The following is a 19,936-nucleotide window of genomic DNA, read 5'->3' as shown; positions in this document are numbered from 1 at the left end:
TGGAGCGCGATTAAACGCGGCCTGTGGGGGCTATAGCAGGAGCTGTGCCAAGACGGAGAGGGCCGGTTTAGAGGGGGTGGGGAGATGGGGTGAGCGGAAAGCCGCTTATTTAGGGTTGGGTGTGAGCGGAAAGTTGCTCATTGGGCTTGTGGATTTGTATCGGCTGCGCCGGCCTCTTCGCGAGCAGGCTCGCTCCCACAATGGTTGAGCGCACGCAGTCAAAATGTGGGAGCGAGCCTGCTCGCGAAGAGGTCCTTTTGGACGCTAGAGGAACATCTCTCTGGTGAGCCCATGCCGCTGCATCTTTTCATTGAAGGTGCGACGCGGCAGTTGCAGTTCTTCCAGCACGGCTTTGACGTCACCTTTATGCCGGGTCAGCGCCGCACGCAGGCACTGAGCTTCAAAGGCTTCCTGCTGCGCCGCCAGTGACTGGCCAGGCTCGATGCCCGCCGGTACCGGCTCGCCAAGCCCCAGCACCTGACGCTCGGCCACGTTTGCCAGCTCGCGCACATTGCCCGGCCAGTCGTGGCTCAGCAGATGGCTCAATTGCGGCCCGCTCAATGGCGAAAAGGCCCGGCCCAGGCGCTCGGCGGCATGGCGGGCGAAAGATTCGTACAGTAATGGAATGTCTTCGCGGCGGTCGCGCAGCGGTGGCAGACGCAACTCGGCGACGTTCAAACGGTAAGCCAGATCCTCGCGAAAACGTCCGGCCCGTGCTTCGTCGAGCAAATCCGGTTTGGTCGCGGCGATGATGCGCAAGTCCACGCGAATGCTCTGGTTCGAACCCAGGCGTTCGAGCTTCTGCTCCTGCAGCACCCGTAGCAATTTCACCTGTTGTGCCAAGGGCATGCTTTCGATTTCATCGAGAAACAACGTGCCGCCATCGGCGTATTCGAGCTTGCCGATGCGCTTGCCTTGGGCGCCGGTGAATGCACCGCTTTCGTGGCCGAACAGCTCGGCTTCAAACAGTTGCTCGGGGATGGCTGCGCAGTTCAATGCAACAAAAGGTTTGTCGGCACGCGGTCCGAAGTCGTGCAGGCAACGGGCAACCAGCTCCTTGCCGCTGCCGGTTTCGCCACGGATCAGCACGTTGACCGGCAGCGCCGCCAGGTCCAGCACTTGCCCGCGCAAAACCTGCAAGCCTCGGGATACACCGAGCAGCGTGGCATCGAGCTTGGCGCGGTTGTCTGCCTGTTCGTGCAGGGCGCGGTTTTCAAGGACCAGTCGGCGCTTGTCCAAAGCACGGCGCAGGCTGCCGAGCAGGGTTTCGGGGCTGAAGGGTTTTTCCAGAAAATCGTAGGCGCCATCGCGCATCGCATCGACGGCCATGGGCACGTCGCCGTGGCCTGTCAGCAGGATCACCGGCAGGTCGGCATCACGACGCTGGACCTCGGCCAACAGTTCCAGGCCGGTCATGCCGGGCATGCGCACATCGCTGAGGATCACCCCGGCAAAGTGCTTCGGCAATTGCGCCAGGCACTCGTCGGCGCGGCTGAACAACTGCACTTCGAAACCCGACAGGCTCAGCCATTGTTCGACGGCGCTGCGAATGCTGCTTTCGTCGTCGACTACCATCACTGAGTTGAGCATGAACCATGGGCCTCCAGGTCGATGGGCAGGGTCAGGGTGAACACCGCGCCATTGGCATGATTATCGGCCGTGAGGGAGCCGCCCGATTCATGAACGATAGCGAAAGAAACCGCCAGGCCGATACCCAGGCCATCGCCCACCGGTTTGGTGGTGAAAAACGGATCAAACACCTTGGACAGATTTTCCTGCGCGATGCCGCTTCCGTTGTCGATAACGCTCAGGTGCCACACGTGTTCTGCGGCTTCGAGGCGGATTTCCAGGCGCTTGCAGGGTTTGTCCTGCATCGCATCCAGCGCATTGCGCAGCAGGTTGATCAGCACCTGCTCCAGGCGGATCGCGTCGCCACGGACCCACGCCGGACGTGTCAGGTGCAGCACCGTACTGACTTGCTCGTCGCGTAATCGGGTGTCGAGCAGATGCAGCGACTGATCCACCACCGCCGCCAGGTCCAGGCGTTCGCGCAAGCCGCTGGGACTTTTGCGGGCGAAGGTTTTCAGGTGACCGGTGAGGGCTGCCATGCGCGTCAGCATCTCGTCTACCGGTTTAAGTGCCTTGTACGCTTCGTCGACCCGTCCGTGATCAAGCAGCAGCCTCAGCGTCGCAAGTTGCATGCGCTGGGCCGTCAGCGGTTGATTGATCTCGTGGGCCAGCGCAGCCGACATCTGCCCGAGAGCGGCGAGTTTGGCTGATTGCACCAGGCCGTCCTGGGCGGTGCGCAGGTCGCGGGTACGTTCCTCCACCAGTTGTTCGAGCTCTTCGCGACTGCGCTGACGCAGTTTGGCCAAACGCCAGCGCTGGTTGAGAAACAGCAGCAGAAACACCAGGGTCAGCCACAATCCAGCTGCGGCGAGTGCGGCATTGCGGCTGTCTTCGAAAGCAACCTGGGGACGGCGCAGCAGATGCAACGTCCAGCCCTCGGCGGCCAGTGGCAAGGACTCCCACAGGTAGTCGGCATCACCGTCCGGACCCTTCACCCGTACCAGCTCGCTGGTGTCGTCGAAGCGGCGCAGCGATTGGTATTCAAGTGGCGTCAATGGTTGCTTGTTGTATTGGCGGGTGGCCTTGAGTTCGGCGTGATCGCTGTCGCTCAGCGGTTTCAAGTGACGGTAGCGCCAGCCTGGCTGATTGGCGATGAAGATGATCCCGCGAGCGTCGCTGACCAGCAGCGTGTCGTTGCCCTGGCGCCATTCGCGCTCCAGTTCGGGAAACTCGAGTTTCACCACCATGGCGCCGAGAAACTGCCCGTCGTCGTTGGTCACGGCGCTGGACAGGAAGTACCCCGGAATACCGCTGGTCACCCCCACTGCATAAAAGCGTCCGGTACCTTGGGTACGGGTCTGGTTGAAGTAGGGACGAAACCCGTAGTTGTGGCCGACGTAACTGTTAGGCAAGCGCCAGTTGCTCGCGGCCACGGCCAGGCCGGTGCGGTCGAGCAATTCCAGGGTCGAGGAATCGGCGGCGCCGTTGATTTTTTCCAGTTTGCGGTTCAGCACGTCCTGTTGCTCGGGGCTGACCGGTCCTTTGAGCGCGTCGCGCAATTGCGGGTCCAGCGCCAGTACCGAGGGCAGGGCGCGGTAGCGTTCGATCAAGGTATGCAGCGATGTGGCGTAAAGCGCCAGTTGCTGATTGGCACGGGCCGCGTCTTCGACCAGGGATTGGCGCACGGTGTGGCGCATGGCCAGGGTGGCAACAAGGGCGGCACCGGCGATGATCACCAAGGTATAGAGCGTCAGGCGCCAAGGGCGAGATAACTCGAACATGCTGGGCATTACACACGGGTACGGAGGGGGCGCACGATAACATGAGCGGCCTCACCTTGTGGGGCCGAGCAGGCGCGCTCCCCAAAAAGCAGGTGGTGGGCTATAAAAAAGGCGACAGGGATAGCCCTGTCGCCTTTTTCGGGTCAGTCCAAGTGCTTACTGCACTTCAACTGCCAGGCTTTCACTGATCTTTTGCTGCCAGATGGCAGGACCGGTGATATGTACCGACTCGCCTTTGCTGTCGACCGCAACGGTCACCGGCATGTCTTTGACGTCGAACTCGTAAATCGCTTCCATCCCGAGTTCGGCGAACGCCACGACGCGGGATTTCTTGATCGCTTGCGCCACCAGATAAGCCGCGCCACCCACTGCCATCAGGTAAACGGCTTTGTGGTCCTTGATCGCGTCGATGGCGGTCGGACCGCGCTCGGATTTGCCGATCATGCCCAGCAGGCCGGTTTGCTCAAGGATCTGACGGGTGAACTTGTCCATCCGCGTCGCGGTGGTCGGACCAGCAGGGCCCACCACTTCTTCGCGCACCGGATCGACCGGGCCGACGTAATAGATGAAGCGACCTTTGAGGTCCACCGGCAGGGTTTCGCCCTTGTTCAGCATCTCGACCATGCGCTTGTGCGCCGCGTCGCGACCGGTGAGCATTTTGCCGTTGAGCAGGACGGTTTCGCCCGGCTTCCAGCTCTGCACTTCTTCCGGGGTCAGGGTGTCCAGGTTGACACGACGGGCCGACGGGCCGGCTTCCCAGACGATTTCCGGGTAGGCGTCCAACGGTGGCGCTTCCAGCGAGGCCGGACCGGAACCGTCGAGCACGAAGTGCGCGTGACGGGTGGCGGCGCAGTTCGGGATCATGCACACCGGCAACGAAGCGGCGTGGGTCGGGTAGTCCATGATCTTCACGTCGAGCACAGTGGTGAGGCCACCCAGGCCCTGGGCGCCGATGCCCAGCTGGTTGACCTTCTCGAACAGCTCCAGACGCATTTCTTCGATACGGTTTTGCGGGCCGCGGGCCTTCAGCTCATGGATGTCGATGGATTCCATCAACACTTCCTTGGCCATCACCGCGGCTTTCTCGGCGGTGCCGCCGATGCCGATGCCGAGCATGCCCGGTGGGCACCAGCCGGCACCCATGGTCGGAACGGTCTTCAGAACCCAGTCGACGATCGAGTCGGACGGGTTGAGCATGGCCATTTTCGACTTGTTCTCGGAACCGCCGCCCTTGGCCGCCACGTCCACTTCCACGGTGTTACCCGCAACGATGGAGTAGTGGATAACGGCCGGGGTGTTGTCCTTGGTGTTCTTGCGAGCGCCCGCCGGGTCGGCGAGGATCGAAGCGCGCAGGACGTTTTCCGGCAGGTTGTAGGCGCGACGAACGCCTTCGTTGATCATGTCGTCCAGGCTCATGGTCGCGCCATCCCAGCGCACGTCCATGCCCACGCGGACAAACACGGTCACGATGCCGGTGTCCTGGCAGATCGGACGGTGGCCGGTGGCGCACATGCGCGAGTTGATCAGGATCTGCGCCATGGAATCACGGGCTGCCGGCGATTCTTCGCGCAGGTAGGCCTCGTGCATCGCCTGGATGAAATCCACGGGGTGGTAGTAGGAAATGAACTGCAGGGCGTCGGCAACGCTCTGTATCAGGTCGTCTTGCTTGATCACGGTCATGAGTCGCGCTCCTCTAAAAGACGGGAACATTCAATAAGGTGCTTGCAGCTTGGGTGCATCGGTCGGTTGCAAGCACCTTTCAAGGCACGCCGGGCATGCTGGCGCGACGCTAAAAAGGCGCGGCAGTATAGCGCGCCTCGCTCAAGGGCACACCCGCCGGTAGTCAATCGTTGGTCGCATATCGGACAGTGGACTTGACGGCGGGTGTTCGCCCCTGAAAATTGAATAGTCATTTATCGGCCACGCCACTAAAGTGACATCTGGTCTGTAGAGTAGGACGCTCTGTCAGTCTTCTTTCATTCGGTGAGTCAACGATTGACCCATAACGCCATCCAGCGATTGCTAATCAAACGTTTTGCCCTCGCGGCCGGCACCTACGCCCTGGCATTGCTGTTGGTGTGGCTGGCGTTTTTTTCCGGTCACTACCAGGACTCACTGGCGGGTATGGCCATGGGCAGCGCGCTGGTGGTGATCAGCCAGGCGGCCTTGTTCGCGTTGTTCTACTCTGGCTGCAATCTGCGTTTCGCCGACCCCAGCCTGACTGAAGCCCAAGTATTGCTGGGGCTGGGTTGGCAAACCTGGCTGATTGCCCATCTGGACGATGCGCGCGGGGCGTTCCTGGTTTTTTACGTATTGATCCTGCTGTTCGGGCTGTTCCATCTGTCCCGTCGCGCATTCCTGCGCTGCGCCATGATGGTGTTCTTCAGTTTCAGTGCGATCACCCTGTGGGAGGGCTACCACTTCCAGCTGCCCAACCCGGCCCTGGCGGCGTTGCAGGTGTGTGTGCTGCTGATCGTACTGGTCTGGCTGGTGCTCTATGCCGGTTATGTCCAGGCCTCGCGTCACCGCATGCGTCAGCGGCGTTTTGCCTTGCAGGCGCACCAGGATACGTTGCGCGGAATGATGCGCCAGCTCGAAGACCTGGTTGCCACCGACGAACTGACCGGTCTGTTCAATCGCCGGCATTTCCTGCGCCTGGCCTCCCGCGAACTCAATGCCATGGACGCCGGCGTCGTGCACGGCCTGGCGCTGATCGACCTGGACCATTTCAAACGCATCAACGATCTGCACGGTCATGCCGCTGGCGATCAGGTGTTGCAAGCCTTTGCCGGCGTGGCGACTGCTTGCCTGCGCGATGGTGACGTCCTGGCCCGTTACGGCGGCGAAGAATTCGTGGTGTTGCTGCCCGATTGCGATGCCGACAGTTTGACGTTGTGTTGCGAACGGCTGCGCATCGCGTTCACCGATGTCGAATTGATCGGGCTCAACGTGCGCAATCTCAGCCTGTCCGCCGGCATGACCCTGCTCGAGCAAGGGGATGATCTCGACGATGCCTTGCAGCAGGCCGATCAGGCGCTGTATCGCGCCAAGCGCGACGGACGCAACCGTTGCGCGGCAGCGTGGGAAAACGTCGATGCCTGAGTTGCGTGTCGGCGACCGCCAGTGGTCGGTGGCGGCGGGCAGCAATCTGCTCGATGCCCTGAATCAGAACGGCGTGACAGTGCCCTATAGCTGTCGCGCCGGCAGTTGCCATGCGTGCCTGGTGCAGTGTGTGCAAGGACTGCCGAGCGACAGCCGCCCGGATGCCTTGAGTGCGGAGCAGCGTCAGCAAGGCTGGCGCCTGGCGTGCCAGTGTCAGGTGGTCGAGGACTTGCAGGTGCACACCTTCGACCCACAACAGGACGGCCGTCCGGCCGAGGTGGCGGCCGTCGATTGGCTGAGCGACAGCGTGTTGCGCTTGCGCCTGACTCCGCAGCGGCCGTTGCGATACAGCGCCGGCCAGCATCTGGTGTTGTGGGCGGGCAACGTTGCGCGTCCGTATTCCCTGGCCAGCCTGCCGGAACACGACCGCTTTCTGGAGTTTCACCTCGATTGTCGCCTGCCAGGGGAATTCAGTGATGCGGCGCGTCAGCTAAAGATCGGCGATCCGATCCGTCTGGGCGAGTTGCGCGGCGGGGCCTTGCACTACGACCCTGACTGGCACGACCGCCCCCTGTGGCTGATGGCCGCCGGCACCGGGTTGGGGCCATTGTTCGGCGTGTTGCGAGAAGCGATGCGCCAGGATCACCAAGGCGCGATACGTGTCATTCACCTGGCCCATGATGCCGGTGAGCATTATCTGGCCAAGCCACTGCAGGCCATGGCGGCCAGCCGCCCGAACCTGAGTATCGAGCTGTGGACCGCGGCCGAGTTGCCAGCGGCTTTGGCGCAACTGCGGCTTGTTTCCCGGCAAACCCTGGCCTTACTCTGCGGAGCCCCCGACAGCGTCGACGCCTTTGCCCGGCGCCTGTATCTGGCGGGACTGCCGCGCAATCAACTGCTGGCCGATGTGTTCCTGCCCCGTGGTTGAGCGCTGACTTCCAGACGCGAGACCGATCATGACCGATGCCATCCAGATCGAACGCGAATGCGGCCTGCTGACGCTACGCCTCAATCGCCCCGAGAAGAAAAACGCCCTGACCCGCGCCATGTACAGCCATTTGGCCGAAGCGTTGAAACAGGCCGATAGCGACCCTGAAATCAACGCGGTACTGATCACCGGCTCCAACGAGTGCTTCACAGCCGGCAACGACATCGCCGACTTCATCCAGCAACCACCTGGCAATCTCGACAGCCCGGTATTCCAGTTCATGCTCAACCTGCTCGAATGCCGCAAACCGGTGATCGCCGCCGTGGCGGGCGCTGCCGTGGGCATTGGCACGACCCTGTTGCTGCACTGTGATCTGGTGTACGTCAGTCGCGACGCACGCTTGCGCATGCCATTTGTCAACCTTGGCCTGTGTCCCGAGTTCGGCTCCAGCCTGATCCTGCCGCGATTGCTCGGGCAGGCCAAAGCGGCAGAACTGTTACTGCTCGGCGAAGGATTCAACGGTGAGCAAGCGGCCGCATGGGGCATTGCGTCCGAAGCCTTGGGCAGTGGCGAAGAGGCTTTGGCCAGGGCACGGGAAATGGCGCTGCGCTTTGAGTCGCTGCCACCGGAGGCGGTGCGTATCAGCAAGCAATTGATGAAAGCCCCGGATCGAGAGTTGTTGCGCAAGGTAATTGAAGAGGAGGGGGCGTTGTTCACCCAGCGGTTGCGCTCACCGGAGGCGATGGCGGCGTTGGTGGGGTTTATCAACCGGCATTAAGCATTGTGGTGACTGGGTTGGCCTCTTCGCGAGCAGTCCTGGCAATACATCTTCAGGATCAGAAACCAAAAAGCCCCGCCATTCGCATGGCAGGGCTTTTGTCTGTCAGCAACCGGTCACTCAGACCATTGGGTCGCCAACGTGCAGGATTTTCATGCCGTTGGTGCCGCCGGTGGTGTGGTAGCTGTCGCCCTTGGTCAGGATGACCCAGTCGCCTTTCTCCACCACGCCGCGCTTGACCAGCTCGTCGATGGCTTTCTGGCTGACTTCGTTAGGCGCCAGGGAGGCCGGGTCGAACGGAACGGTGTACACACCACGGAACATCGCCGCGCGGGCCTGGGCTTCGCGGTGTGGAGTGAATGCGTAGATCGGCACCGAGGAGCGGATGCGCGACATGATCAGCGGTGTGTAGCCGCTTTCGGTCAACGCGATGATCGCCTTCACACCCGGGAAGTGGTTGGCCGTGTACATGGTGGCCAGCGCGATACTTTCGTCACAGCGCTGGAATTCCTTGCCGATACGGTGGCTGGAGGTCTTGCTGGTCGGGTGCTTTTCAGCGCCGACGCAGATACGCGCCATTGCCTGCACGGCTTCCAGCGGGTACAGACCGGCAGCACTTTCGGCCGAAAGCATCACGGCGTCGGTGTAGTCGAGTACGGCGTTGGCTACGTCGGACACTTCGGCGCGGGTTGGCATCGGGTTCTGGATCATCGACTCCATCATCTGGGTCGCCACGATCACAGCCTTGTTGTGGCGGCGTGCGTGCAGAATGATTTTCTTCTGGATACCCACCAGTTCGGCGTCGCCGATTTCCACGCCCAGGTCACCACGGGCCACCATCACGGCGTCGGACGCGTTGATCAGGCCATCGAGGGTTTCGTCGTCGGCCACGGCTTCGGCGCGTTCGATCTTCGCCACCAGCCAGGCAGTACCGCCGGCTTCGTCGCGCAGTTTACGGGCGTATTCCATGTCGGCGGCGTCACGCGGGAAGGACACGGCGAGGTAGTCGACCTGCATTTCCGCGGCGAGCTTGATGTCGGCCTTGTCTTTCTCGGTCAGGGCCGGTGCGGTCAGGCCACCACCGCGACGGTTGATGCCTTTGTGGTCCGACAGCGGACCGCCGATGGTCACGGTGCAGTTGAGTTCGGTGGCGGTAGCGGTGTCGACGCGCATCACCACGCGACCGTCGTCGAGCAGCAGCTCGTCGCCCACGCCGCAGTCCTTGACCAGGTCCGGGTAGTCGATGCCGACCACTTGCTGGTTGCCTTCGGTCAGCGGATGGCTGGTGGAGAAGGTGAATTGATCACCGATCTTCAGCTCGATGCGCTTGTTGGCGAATTTGGCGATACGGATTTTCGGGCCTTGCAGGTCACCCAGCAGGGCGACGAAGCGGCCGTGCTTGGCGGCCAGGTCACGCACCAGCTGCGCGCGAGCCTTGTGCTCGTCGGGGGTGCCGTGGGAGAAGTTCAGGCGGGCGACGTCCAGGCCAGCCAGAATCAGCTGTTCGAGAACTTCCGGCGAGTTACTGGCCGGGCCAAGGGTAGCGACGATTTTGGTACGACGGACGGACATGCAAAGACTCCTGAGTTCAAGCGCTGAGTGAGGCTACTATGGTCCGAAGTTGTAGTCATTGTTCGTTTGCACTACTTATGACTTTCTTTATTGAACGCGGCAACTTTGCGCCGGACAGCCTGAAGATTTCCGACCGCGGGTCGATACAGCGGGCAAGACAGGAGATTTCCCATGCGATTCGTGCTTATAGCCGCCCTTGCCCTCATCAGTGTCACGGGCTGCACCCGTTTTTCCATGAACCATCATTTGAACCTTGCCTACAGCGCCTATGACCGTGGCAACTGCGAGCAGGTGATGCTCGAGTTATCCAAGGTCGAGCGCGCCAGCCGGGCGCGGCCTTATGTCTGGCCGGAAGTATCGATGATGCGCGGACAGTGCCTGGAACGGCAGAAAATGTTCATTGATGCCGCCCAGACGTATCAGTTCATCATCGCCTCGTATCCGCAAAGCGAATACGCCTACCGCGCCCGCGCCCGACTGGAGACCCTGCAGAGCCTGGGCCACTACCCGACCCGCAGTTCCGCGTCGGTGCGCCCGACGCAGTTCTGACGCTGGTGGTCATCCAATAGCTGGCCTACCGGCGGCAGTGAGCTATAGTCGAATAGTCGGTTTAGAGCCTGACTCTGCACCGAGGCAACACCTGTGATCGGCAGGAGTAAGCGGCAGCGATTGACGGACTGCTGCACCAGGATCGGGGAGAGCGGGCCACTTATGCCTGGGTAGCTACCGGCAGGCCTGTTCCGAAGCATTAGTGCGGCCCTGCTTAAGGGCCTTGCGTAGCGAATTCAGCATGTTCACTGACCGCCGGATCGAGCGGCATCAACTGCCGTATTTTCTGAAAGTGTTCAATAGCATCACCGACAAACCCATCGGCTATCTGGGCAATGTCTCCGATGACGGGCTGATGCTTATCAGTCAGTTACCGATGATGATCGGCGCGGACTTCGACTTGCGCCTGAAGATTCCCGCCAGCGATGGCTGCCAACAGGTCATTGACCTGCGGGCATGCTGTTTGTGGTGCCACGAAGACGCAACCCCTCACCACTATGACGCCGGGTTCAGCCTGCAACGGGCACCGCCGGAGTATGGGCAACTGGTGGAGGCGTTGAAGCAGTACTTCAGTTTTCAAACGCTACCGGCATCGGCATGAAGCTTTAGACGCTTAGTCGGAACGCCGCCCCGAGCCTGCTCGCTCCCCCAGAATTGATCTACGTGATTCACAAGATCCCCTGTGGGAGCGAGCTTGCTCGCGAAGGCGTCATTGCCGACGATGATCATCCGAACGGCAAATCAAACACTGCCGCTACGTTTCCAGCTCAGGTACCGCGTTACCAGTTGCGTACCCAATTCCTCGGGTCGCGTATCCAGCACCGGAGCCCCATGCGCACTTAACCGCTCATGAAGTTCTGCCCGTGCATTCAAATAACCCACCGTGCCGCAATAGACCAGTGCCTCGGGCAATGTCTGCACCGGAGTTTCACGCAGGTGGTCGAGAACTTCCTCACGCAAACTGGCGACCAGCACCACATGCTGCGTACTCAATCGTTTGACCGCCGTGAGCAGTTCTTCATCGTCCTCATCCCTCAGGTTGGTCACCAGTACCACCAACGCCCGGCGCTTTTGCCGGGCGAGCAGGTGGGTGGTGGCAGCTTGATAGTCGGCGCTGCGCTGGCTGCTGTTCAGGTCGTAGACCGTGTTGAGCAGAACATTGAGTTGCCCGCTGCCTTTGACCGGGGCGAGGTAGCGCGGTTGTTCGCTGGCGAACGTGCTCAGCCCCACCGCATCGCCCTGGCGCAACGCGACGTAACTCAACAGCAGGCAGGCATTGAGCGCATGATCGAAATGCGCCAGTTCACCGTCCTGGCTGCGCATGCGGCGGCCGCAGTCGAGCATGAAAATGATCTGCTGGTCGCGCTCGTCCTGATATTCCCGGGCAATAGGTGTGCGTTGGCGGGCAGTGGCTTTCCAGTCGATCTGCCGCAGGCTGTCGCCTTCGCGAAACTCGCGCAGCTGATGAAATTCCAGTCCCTGACCACGGCGTTGGCGCTGGCGTACGCCGAGCTGGCTGAGCCAGTTATCCACGGCCAGCAGTTGACCGCCATAGAGGCGGGCGAAGTCGGGATAGACGCGGGTATCGTCAGTCAGGCTCAGCACACGCTTGTCTGTCCAGAGACCCAATGGGCCTGGCAGGTGGACTTCGCAGTGTTCGAAACTGAAGTGACCGCGTTTGAGCGGGCGCAGGCGATAAATACTCTGGTTGTGCTGGCCGGGCTGCAATGACACCGATAGAGGCAGGTTTTCAAAGCTCAGGCCCTCCGGCACATGGTCGAAGAGTTCCAGGTCCAGAGGTTGAGTAAAATCATGTTCAACCTCCAGCGTTATTTCACTCCAGCGCCCCAAGGCCAGACTGCCGGGCAGGTGCCGTTGCACACGGGGAGAGGGCAGGCGTTTGAGGCGGATAGCATCGAGAAACGCCAGGGCCAGTAGCGCCAACAGCAGACTCCAGTTGATTCGCGACAGGTACGCAGGCAACACGAAACCCAACGCCTGCAAGGCGCCCAGCATGGTGCCGATGACCAGCAGCACCGCGAGCCAGAGCAGGAGCAGGCGAGTGGGTTTCACAGGCGCGGCGCCGGCACTTGATCGAGCAGTTGCCGCAGCACGTGATCGATCTCAAGCCCCTCAATGTCCAGCTCCGGTGCGATACGCACACGATGACGCAGCACGGCCAGCGCGCAGCCTTTTATGTCATCCGGAATCACGAACTCGCCACCACGCAACAAGGCCCGCGCCCTTGCGCAACGCACCAGCGCAATCGAGGCCCGTGGGCCGGCACCCAAGGTCAGCCCTGGCCAGCTGCGGGTGGTGCGGGCCAGGCGCACGGCGTAATCGAGCACCTGATCATCCAGCGGCAGGTCACTGGCAATGCGCTGCAAGGCCAGCACATCCTTGGCTTGCAAAACCGTGCGCAATGGCTGGACGTCGAGCATGTCGGCGCGGGTCGAGCGACTGACCTGGCGCACCATGTTCAATTCCTGCTCGGCGTCCGGGTAATCCATGCGCACCTTGAGCATGAAACGATCCAGTTCGGCTTCCGGCAGCGGGTAGGTGCCTTCCTGTTCGATAGGGTTTTGCGTGGCCAGTACCATGAACGGTTGCGGGATGGGCAGGGCGCGGCCTTCGAGGGTCACCTGACGCTCCTGCATGGCTTCGAGCAGTGCAGCCTGGGTTTTCGCCGGGGCGCGGTTGATTTCGTCGGCCAGCAACAGGTGGGTGAACAGCGGACCTTTGCGCAGTTTGAATTGCTCGGTCTGCAAGTCGTACACCGCATGGCCGGTGACATCGCTGGGCATCAAATCCGGAGTGAACTGAATGCGCGCGAATTCGCCACCGAAGCATCGCGCCAGCGCCCGCACAAGCAAGGTCTTGCCCAGCCCGGGTACACCTTCGAGCAACACGTGGCCACCGGCAATCAAAGCCGTGAGTACGTCATCGATCACACTGTTCTGGCCGATTACGGCCTTTTGCAGTTCGCCACGTATGGCTCGTGCCAATTGGCTGGCGCGTTGACGTTGTTGAGCGGCATGGCTGGGGGCATCGGGTTCGATCGATTCACTCATAAGGCGTTCCTCAAGGTTTGCAGTTGGGCGACCTGACGGCTGAATTCAGCGCTCGTAAACCGCTGTTTCGGGCGTGGCCCCATGGCCTGGCTGATAGCGAGTGTGGGTTGGCCAGTCAGGCGTGCAAGCACCAGCCATTGTTCGGTGACACCGAGTTGGTCATAACCGGGATGACGACGGCGGACACGGCGCAGAATGTCTTGCTGCAGCCCTTGCAGCAGATTGTGTTGACCGTTGCGACGCCACATGAAGTCGGCACTGGCACGCAGGTGCTCCTGCAGTTGCCGACGCGCTTTCGAAGGGGGTGCCTGTATCGGCCCGTGACGCACACCGACATGCCAGAAACCCAGGCCGATCAGGGCAATCAAGGCGCCCAGCGCCTGGGGGAAGTAGCGCAGCAACAACGTCCACAGACTGTCGTGTTCGGTGTCGTACAGCAGGGTCACGTGGGTGTCCGCCGTCAGATACCAGAGCAACCAGGCGTTGTCGTACTGATCAATGGCCGGGGTTTTCCACAGATCGGCGTCGGTCACCACGATGATTGAACCCAGCCCATGGCTGAGCTGCATCATGTGCGTGGCCTTGCCGCTGTTGGCCCAGGCCTGGGCGAGATTCTTCGGGTCTTCGAGATGGAACGCAGTGTCAAAGGTCGCGTAGGCTGGCGCGTCCTCGTTTTCCAGATACAGCTTGGTCAGTTTCGGGTAGGGGTCGTTGGCGCTGCCGTTTTGGTTGTCGGGTGGCGGGTCCTTGAGGTCTTTGCCCAAGGATTGGTGCAGTTGCACCCGGTCGAGCAACCGGTCGTTACTCTGCCCGGTCTTTTCATCCCACAACGACTGGGCAACGAACAACAGTCGTCCACCGGCCCTGGCCCAGTTCATCACTTGATCTATTTGCCGGGGCGTCATGTTGTAGCGGTCCCCCAGCAACAGCAGGCTGTGCTGATGCGGCTCCAGGCTGGGCAGGATGTCGAGACTGTTGGCGTGGCTGACGGTCAGGCCTTGTTTGCGCAGAAAATGTTCAGCGGCCAGATAGGGGTTGGCCTGGGCTTCCGGCGAGGGGCCATGGTCGATTTCAGCCGGGTAGGGCGTGGCCTTGAGATACAGCCAGGTACTCAGCGCCGCCAGCAGCACGGCGATCAAGACGCCGAGCATCAATGGCCAGGTACGCCGGCTCAACGGCCTGCCCCCGGGCCGAACAAGGCGCGCCAGCCGTCACACAGTTCCCGCTGTGAATTCATGGGGGGCAGGCGATGCCCGTAGGCCATGTTCTGCCAGTGTCGGGTCAGGTTTTGGCTGAACGCCAGCAGGGCCGGTTGTTGCAATTGCTCGACGCGTTCCAGCACCTGGCCTTCGGTGTCGGCGGCTTTCAGCGTGATGCCGAAGTCGTGCAACAAATGGCTGAGCAAGGCGCGATAGAGCAATCCGAGCGCTTCCCGAGGGTGGCTTTGCCAGAGACTTTCGGCGCTGGCGGCGATATCGGCGGGCAAGGTTTCGCGGTTGAGGTCCAGACCGAACGCTTGCTGCGGCATCGGTTGCGCGATTTTTTTGCCACGGTTTGGGCGACGGCTGACGAAAGCCTGTAACCAGTCGCGGTAACGCCAGATCAACAGGCCGACGGCGGCGATTACGATCCCCCACAGCAAAACTTCAATCAGCGCGGTCACGGCTCCCAAGCGCTGACTGTCAAACAGGTCGAACAACGCCTTGAGCCATTGCGCAATCTTGCTGTCGTCCGGTGTTTCGGTAGTGGAGTTGTCATCGCCGAATCGATAGCGGGTGACCGTTTCCTTGTTCTTGAACGGTGGCTGATCGAGGATCGTCTTGATGCTGTCCCGGGACGCCTGGCTGGTCAGTGGCTGCTCCAGCAAGCGCGGACTGTCGGGTGTCACGATTGGTTCTGCGGCCCAGACGTTTTGCCCGCTTGGCACCAGCAAAATCACCGCCAGCAGCAGTGCGACAGCTGAGCTGCTCAAGCGTTGGCGCAATCGACGGAACACCAGTTCGATGTCCCAGGCTTCCAGCACCGTACGCCGGTTCAGATAAAGGCTGAAGCCACAGGCCACATAAATAGGCTCCCATACCACCAGCACCAAGGCGTAAAACGCGTTGGTCAGGTGCTCCAGCCAGCGCCAGTCCTGCGTGGCGGCGGTCATCAGCGACTGCCAGCTCCAGTCAAGGGCCACGTGTTGCGGCAGAAGCAAATAGAACAGCAACATCAGTGCGATCCACAGCGCGGTTTCCAGGTGTACGCCTATCAGCGTCAGCCATCGCGCCGCGCTGGCGTCGCGCTGCAACAACACCTGCAGACGCTGCTGTCGTGCCTCACCCGCCAGGCCTTCGAGCTGCACCACCGGCAGCAGAAAGCTGCGACTCAGGCTCAGCCGGCGCCAGGTCAGACTGGCCAGCAGTTGTGGCTTGAGCAGTCGTGGCCATTGATAGAGGGCCTGTTTCAGCGTGGGCGTTTCACCGAACAGGGACTTGGACAGGATGTACAGCGGCAGGCGCTCGAAGGCCGGTTTCAGCCACCAGAAGATAAACACGGCCAGGGAGGGCGACTCCCACAGTAGCCAGGTCAGCAGGGCAAAGGCCGGCAAGGTCACCATGGCCCAGCTGGTCATCAGCAGGCGCCGGTGGCGCTGGCTCAACAGCACGCCCAGGTCCATGGCTTCCCAGGTGGGGCGTGGGCGGATCACCACACTGGCATCACTCAGGCGCATGGCGGGTCCGTCCGGCAAACAGCAGATAAGCCGCGACCAGCAGCCAGAGCGCTGCCCCGACCAGGTACTTGGTCAGGGGCGTGGGTGCCGTCATCGATGACCAATAGGCTTCGATAAACGCCGCGATCAGCAGAAACAGCATGACCCCACAAATCAGCAGCACACTCTTGCGTGCCGCCAGAAGCAAGGCCTCGGCACGGGCCAGGCGGCCCGGTGCAATCAAGGCCCAGCCCAGTTGCAGGCCGGCGGCTCCGGCCAGGGCGATGGCGCTCAGTTCGAAGGCGCCATGGCCGATCACGAAAGACCAGAAGGTCTGTCCGTAGCCGATCTGCGTCAGATGACCGGCCACCGCACCGATGATCAAGCCGTTGTAAAACAGGAAAAACGCGCTGCCCAGGCCAAACAGCAAACCGCTGGCGAAGGTCTGAAAGGCGATCCCGATGTTGTGCATGATGTAGTAGCTGAACATCACCCAGTCTTCGCTGGCCGCCCGTTCTGCCGAGCGCCCCAGGTGACCGGCCTCGGGGTCGTACATGCTTTGCATTTCGCTGACTTGCTCGGCCGGAATCAGGTTGTAGACCAGGTCCGGGAACAGATAAACCAGCAACCCGATGCCGATCAGACTGCCGAAAAACATCAGGCTGGCGGCGAGTACGAAACGCCACTGTTCGCGTACCAGACGGGGGAAGTCCGCGAGGATGAACGCCAGCACATGGGCGCCCAGTCGGCTGCGATGCCGATACAGCTGTTGATGCCCACGCAGGACTAGTTGCTGCAATGAGTCGATGAGAAAACTGCTGTAGCCGCGTTCCCGAGCCAGCGCCAGGTGTTGGCAGATGCGCCGATAATCGCCGGGAAAACTGTCGACCCCGGTGGCGTTCCTGTCTCGCTCCAGCCGTTCCAGCAGGCCGTCGAATTGCTCCCATTCGGCCATGTGCCGATGTTCAAAAAGACTTTGCTTCATGTCGGACCCAACAGGCCACGGGCGATGCCGTTCAGTTCGGCAACGGCCTGTGGCGCTGGTACCTGCAGCGGCTTGGCAAGGATCGATGCCAGTTCATTGACCCTGGCATCGGACAGTTCCGCCTGGCGTTCGGCGAAACCAAGGATGGCCCGTTGTTCGATCAATGTCAGGGTAAAAACCGGACGACGCGGCTGGGCGGGCGGAAGTTGCGGTCGGGTGAGTGGTTGTTCACGGTAGATCACCAGCGTACCGGCGGTGATATCGCCCAGACGCTTGAAGCCGGGATGTTGCAGGCAACTGATCGCCCCAAGGAAGTAACCGAATGGCAGCAGGTCAACAAAGCGCAGCAGGTTGCGCAGTAGTGACGCTGACCAGCCGATGGGGGTGCCATCGTCCTGCACGACACGCAGGCCCATCCATTGCTTGCCCGGTGAGCGGCCCTGATTGAGGACTTCGAACAGCACCATGTACCACCAGCTCACGCCGAAGATCAGCAGCGAACCGAGCCCCGCGCCGAGTTTTCCCAGCATCGCCAGGACAGTGAATAACAGGCCGAGGATCAAGCCGCGCAACACCAGATCGATGGAGAACGCCAGCGCACGTACCATCAACCCGGCCGGGCGCAGTGGCAGATCGATGCCTTCCGGCGTCTCGACCTGGTAACGCGTATCCAGTGGCGGGAACAGCGTCGCTTTCCTTGGCAGTGCCGCGGTCTCGAGCATGGGCAACCTGATATGTGGCCTGATCGGGATTGTCTCGTCCCCCGATGCTAGCAGCCTCGCCGGGAGAAACGACATAACTATGTATTACGCGGTACTAAGGCAGAGGTGATTGAATGACAAGATTGCTGGCCGGATCGGGACGTGAACGCCTAGACTTCGCCGATCTACAGTTCAGGATTAGCCCGTGACCTCTATCTTCTGGTACGACTATGAAACGACGGGCATCAACCCCCGTTGCGATCGCCCCCTGCAAATGGCGGGGCTGCGTACTGACTTCGATCTCAATGAAATAGATGAACCGGTCAATCTCTATTGCCAGCCCAGTGACGACATCCTGCCGCACCCGGCGGCCTGTGCGATTACCGGCATTACGCCCGGTCGCCTGTCCGAGCAAGGTCTGAGCGAAGCCGATTTCATGACCCGGGTGCATGCCCAGCTGGCGGCCCCAGGTACTTGTGGAGCGGGATACAACACCCTGCGTTTCGACGACGAGATGACCCGCTATAGCCTTTACCGCAACTTTTTCGACCCTTACGCGCGAGAGTGGCAGGGCGGCAACAGTCGCTGGGATTTGATCGACGTGGTGCGTGCCGCGTACGCCTTGCGTCCTGACGGGATTGTATGGCCGACGGACGACGAAGGGCGGGTGACGCTCAAGCTGGAGCGCCTGACTGCCGCCAACGGGATCGATCATGGTAATGCTCACGAAGCGCTGTCCGATGTTCGCGCCACCATCGCCCTTGCGCGTTTGATTCGTGATAAACAGCCGAAACTGTATGACTGGCTGTTTCAGTTACGCAGCAAACAGAAGGTGCTGGATCAGATCCGCCTGCTGCAACCGATGGTGCATGTGTCCGGGCGGTTTTCCGCGGCGCGAAACTACATCGGCGTAGTGCTGCCTTTGGCATGGCACCCGCGCAACAAGAACGCATTGATTGTCTGTGACCTGCACCTCGATCCGCAGGGCTTGCTGGATCTGGATGCCGAAACCCTGCGCCAGCGTTTGTACACCCGCCGTGATGATCTGGCCGAAGGTGAGTTGCCGGTACCGCTCAAGCTCATTCACATCAATAAATGCCCGGTGGTGGCACCGTTGGCCGTACTTCGCCCGGAAGATCAGCAGCGCCTGGGGCTGGACATGGCGCTGTATCGGCAGCGCGCACTGCGGCTAAATGACGCGGCGAAAGTTTGGCAGGATAAAGTTGCAGGGGTTTATGCCCGAGAGGAGTTTTCCTTCAGCCAGGATCCTGAACAACAGTTATACGACGGATTTATCGGTGACCGCGATCGGCGGCTATGCGAACAAGTCCGTACGGTCGATCCGGCGCAATTAGCGCAGCCCCAGTGGCCTTTCGATGATGAACGTTTGCCAGAGTTATTGTTTCGATATCGCGCACGTAACTTTTCCGACACGTTGAGTTTCGAAGAGCAAGAGCGTTGGCGAATATTCTGTCAGAAACGTTTGTCAGACCCTGAGTGGGGAGCGCCCAATACCGTTGAAAGTTTCATAGAGGCCGCAGCCCAATTGGCGCTTACAGCGACATCGTTTCAGCAAGAGGTGCTCGACCAATGGAGCGAATATGTTCAGGACTTGCGCAAACGTTTGAATCTTTGAAATCGAAAACGGGCGGGGTAGAACGTCGGGCATAAAAAAACGCCAGCATTATGCTGGCGTTATTTTTTGTCGCGTATTTATCTGCGACAGGCTCTGTGGCTTAGCCCAGCAGGGTAGCCCAGCCTTCAACCACGTCACCGCCCCACTTGGCTTTCCACTCTTTCAGAGTCTTGTGGTTGCCACCTTTGGTTTCGATGACTTCGCCGTTGTGCGGGTTTTTGTATTGTTTAACTTTGCGGGCACGCTTGGTGCCGGTAGTTTTTACTGCGCCGCCGCGTGGTGCCTTGGTTTTGGCTTCAGGATCCAGCAACGCGATGATGTCACGCAGGGACTTGGAGTATTCGCCCATCAGGGTGCGCAGTTTGCCTTCGAATTCCAGCTCGGTTTGCAGTTTGTCGTCTTGGGACAGATTCTTCAAACGGGCTTGCAGCTCTTTGATTGCTTCTTCGGTGGCGCGATATTCGTTGATCAAGGACATGATTACTACCTTATGTAGGAAGCGGGATGGCAGGGGACAGTGCGGCAATAATAGTCAGGGTGTTTCATCAAGTAAACATTTAACCGGGGTT

The 19,936-nt window shown here is 60.8% G+C and carries 17 protein-coding genes; 6 read left to right on the top strand and 11 right to left on the bottom strand.

Annotated features, from left to right (window positions below):
• Positions 1-264: 264 nt before the first annotated feature.
• The 3 genes from AC07ZE_RS23770 to AC07ZE_RS23760 all read right to left on the bottom strand — a co-directional run bounded on the left by AC07ZE_RS23770 (position 265) and on the right by AC07ZE_RS23760 (position 5,030).
• Positions 265-1,590: a sigma-54-dependent transcriptional regulator gene (locus AC07ZE_RS23770; protein WP_207266879.1), complete on the bottom strand. Its 1,326-nt coding sequence runs from the start codon at positions 1,588-1,590 to the stop codon at positions 265-267.
• Positions 1,575-3,350 carry a sensor histidine kinase gene (locus tag AC07ZE_RS23765; RefSeq protein ID WP_207266878.1) on the bottom strand — a complete coding sequence of 592 codons (1,776 nt, stop codon included), beginning with the start codon at positions 3,348-3,350 and terminating at the stop codon, positions 1,575-1,577. Before AC07ZE_RS23765 ends, AC07ZE_RS23770 begins: the two co-directional genes overlap by 16 nt.
• A gap of 156 nt (positions 3,351-3,506) precedes the next feature.
• The gene (locus AC07ZE_RS23760; protein WP_207266877.1) at positions 3,507-5,030 is read right to left on the bottom strand and encodes a fumarate hydratase; all 1,524 of its coding nucleotides are present in this window, start codon (positions 5,028-5,030) and stop codon (positions 3,507-3,509) included.
• A gap of 315 nt (positions 5,031-5,345) precedes the next feature.
• Here AC07ZE_RS23760 and AC07ZE_RS23755 point away from each other — a divergent pair, with 315 nt between their 5' ends.
• From AC07ZE_RS23755 to AC07ZE_RS23745, 3 genes are read left to right on the top strand one after another with little or no spacing between them, the layout of a single operon-like run.
• Positions 5,346-6,452 (top strand): GGDEF domain-containing protein, encoded by a 1,107-nt coding sequence (locus AC07ZE_RS23755; RefSeq protein WP_207266876.1) that lies wholly within the window; start codon positions 5,346-5,348, stop codon positions 6,450-6,452.
• Positions 6,445-7,380, top strand: a complete 936-nt coding sequence (locus AC07ZE_RS23750; RefSeq protein ID WP_207266875.1) for an iron-sulfur-binding ferredoxin reductase — start codon at positions 6,445-6,447, stop codon at positions 7,378-7,380. Before AC07ZE_RS23755 ends, AC07ZE_RS23750 begins: the two co-directional genes overlap by 8 nt.
• A gap of 28 nt (positions 7,381-7,408) precedes the next feature.
• Positions 7,409-8,158, top strand: a complete 750-nt coding sequence (locus AC07ZE_RS23745) for an enoyl-CoA hydratase-related protein (RefSeq protein WP_207266874.1) — start codon at positions 7,409-7,411, stop codon at positions 8,156-8,158.
• Positions 8,159-8,278: 120 nt separating this feature from the next.
• Here the strand turns inward: AC07ZE_RS23745 and pyk are convergent, their stop codons facing one another.
• Positions 8,279-9,730 (bottom strand): pyruvate kinase, encoded by a 1,452-nt coding sequence (pyk, locus tag AC07ZE_RS23740; protein ID WP_095193138.1) that lies wholly within the window; start codon positions 9,728-9,730, stop codon positions 8,279-8,281.
• 171 nt (positions 9,731-9,901) lie between these two features.
• Here pyk and AC07ZE_RS23735 point away from each other — a divergent pair, with 171 nt between their 5' ends.
• Both AC07ZE_RS23735 and AC07ZE_RS23730 read left to right on the top strand, forming a co-directional pair.
• On the top strand, positions 9,902-10,279 hold the full coding sequence (locus AC07ZE_RS23735; RefSeq protein ID WP_207266873.1) for a tetratricopeptide repeat protein: 378 nt from the start codon (positions 9,902-9,904) through the stop codon (positions 10,277-10,279).
• Positions 10,280-10,520: 241 nt separating this feature from the next.
• Positions 10,521-10,880, top strand: coding sequence for a PilZ domain-containing protein (locus AC07ZE_RS23730; RefSeq protein ID WP_207266872.1), 360 nt, complete (start codon positions 10,521-10,523; stop codon positions 10,878-10,880).
• Positions 10,881-11,020: 140 nt separating this feature from the next.
• Here the strand turns inward: AC07ZE_RS23730 and AC07ZE_RS23725 are convergent, their stop codons facing one another.
• The 6 genes from AC07ZE_RS23725 to AC07ZE_RS23700 are packed head-to-tail and all read right to left on the bottom strand — an operon-like array spanning position 11,021 to position 17,752.
• Positions 11,021-12,352 carry a DUF58 domain-containing protein gene (locus tag AC07ZE_RS23725; protein ID WP_207266871.1) on the bottom strand — a complete coding sequence of 444 codons (1,332 nt, stop codon included), beginning with the start codon at positions 12,350-12,352 and terminating at the stop codon, positions 11,021-11,023.
• Entirely contained in the window at positions 12,349-13,350 is a 1,002-nt protein-coding gene (locus AC07ZE_RS23720) for an AAA family ATPase (protein ID WP_207266870.1), read from the bottom strand. Before AC07ZE_RS23720 ends, AC07ZE_RS23725 begins: the two co-directional genes overlap by 4 nt.
• A complete protein-coding gene (locus tag AC07ZE_RS23715) occupies positions 13,347-14,525 on the bottom strand; it encodes a DUF4350 domain-containing protein (protein WP_207266869.1) in 1,179 nt (392 codons plus the stop codon). Before AC07ZE_RS23715 ends, AC07ZE_RS23720 begins: the two co-directional genes overlap by 4 nt.
• Positions 14,522-16,066 (bottom strand): DUF4129 domain-containing protein, encoded by a 1,545-nt coding sequence (locus tag AC07ZE_RS23710; protein ID WP_207266868.1) that lies wholly within the window; start codon positions 16,064-16,066, stop codon positions 14,522-14,524. Before AC07ZE_RS23710 ends, AC07ZE_RS23715 begins: the two co-directional genes overlap by 4 nt.
• Positions 16,053-17,030, bottom strand: a complete 978-nt coding sequence (locus AC07ZE_RS23705; protein ID WP_207266867.1) for a stage II sporulation protein M — start codon at positions 17,028-17,030, stop codon at positions 16,053-16,055. Before AC07ZE_RS23705 ends, AC07ZE_RS23710 begins: the two co-directional genes overlap by 14 nt.
• Positions 17,027-17,752: an RDD family protein gene (locus AC07ZE_RS23700; protein ID WP_207266866.1), complete on the bottom strand. Its 726-nt coding sequence runs from the start codon at positions 17,750-17,752 to the stop codon at positions 17,027-17,029. Before AC07ZE_RS23700 ends, AC07ZE_RS23705 begins: the two co-directional genes overlap by 4 nt.
• Before the next feature lie 184 nt (positions 17,753-17,936).
• On the opposite strand from AC07ZE_RS23700, the gene sbcB reads away from it, so the two are divergent.
• The gene (gene sbcB / locus AC07ZE_RS23695; RefSeq protein ID WP_207266865.1) at positions 17,937-19,367 is read left to right on the top strand and encodes an exodeoxyribonuclease I; all 1,431 of its coding nucleotides are present in this window, start codon (positions 17,937-17,939) and stop codon (positions 19,365-19,367) included.
• Between the two features lie 100 nt (positions 19,368-19,467).
• Here the strand turns inward: sbcB and mvaT are convergent, their stop codons facing one another.
• Entirely contained in the window at positions 19,468-19,845 is a 378-nt protein-coding gene (mvaT, locus tag AC07ZE_RS23690; protein WP_008058684.1) for a histone-like nucleoid-structuring protein MvaT, read from the bottom strand.
• Between the last annotated feature and the right edge of the window lie 91 nt (positions 19,846-19,936).

The organism is Pseudomonas sp. GW101-3H06 (assembly GCF_059424605.1).
This window is presented reverse-complemented; position numbering and strand designations above follow the sequence as displayed.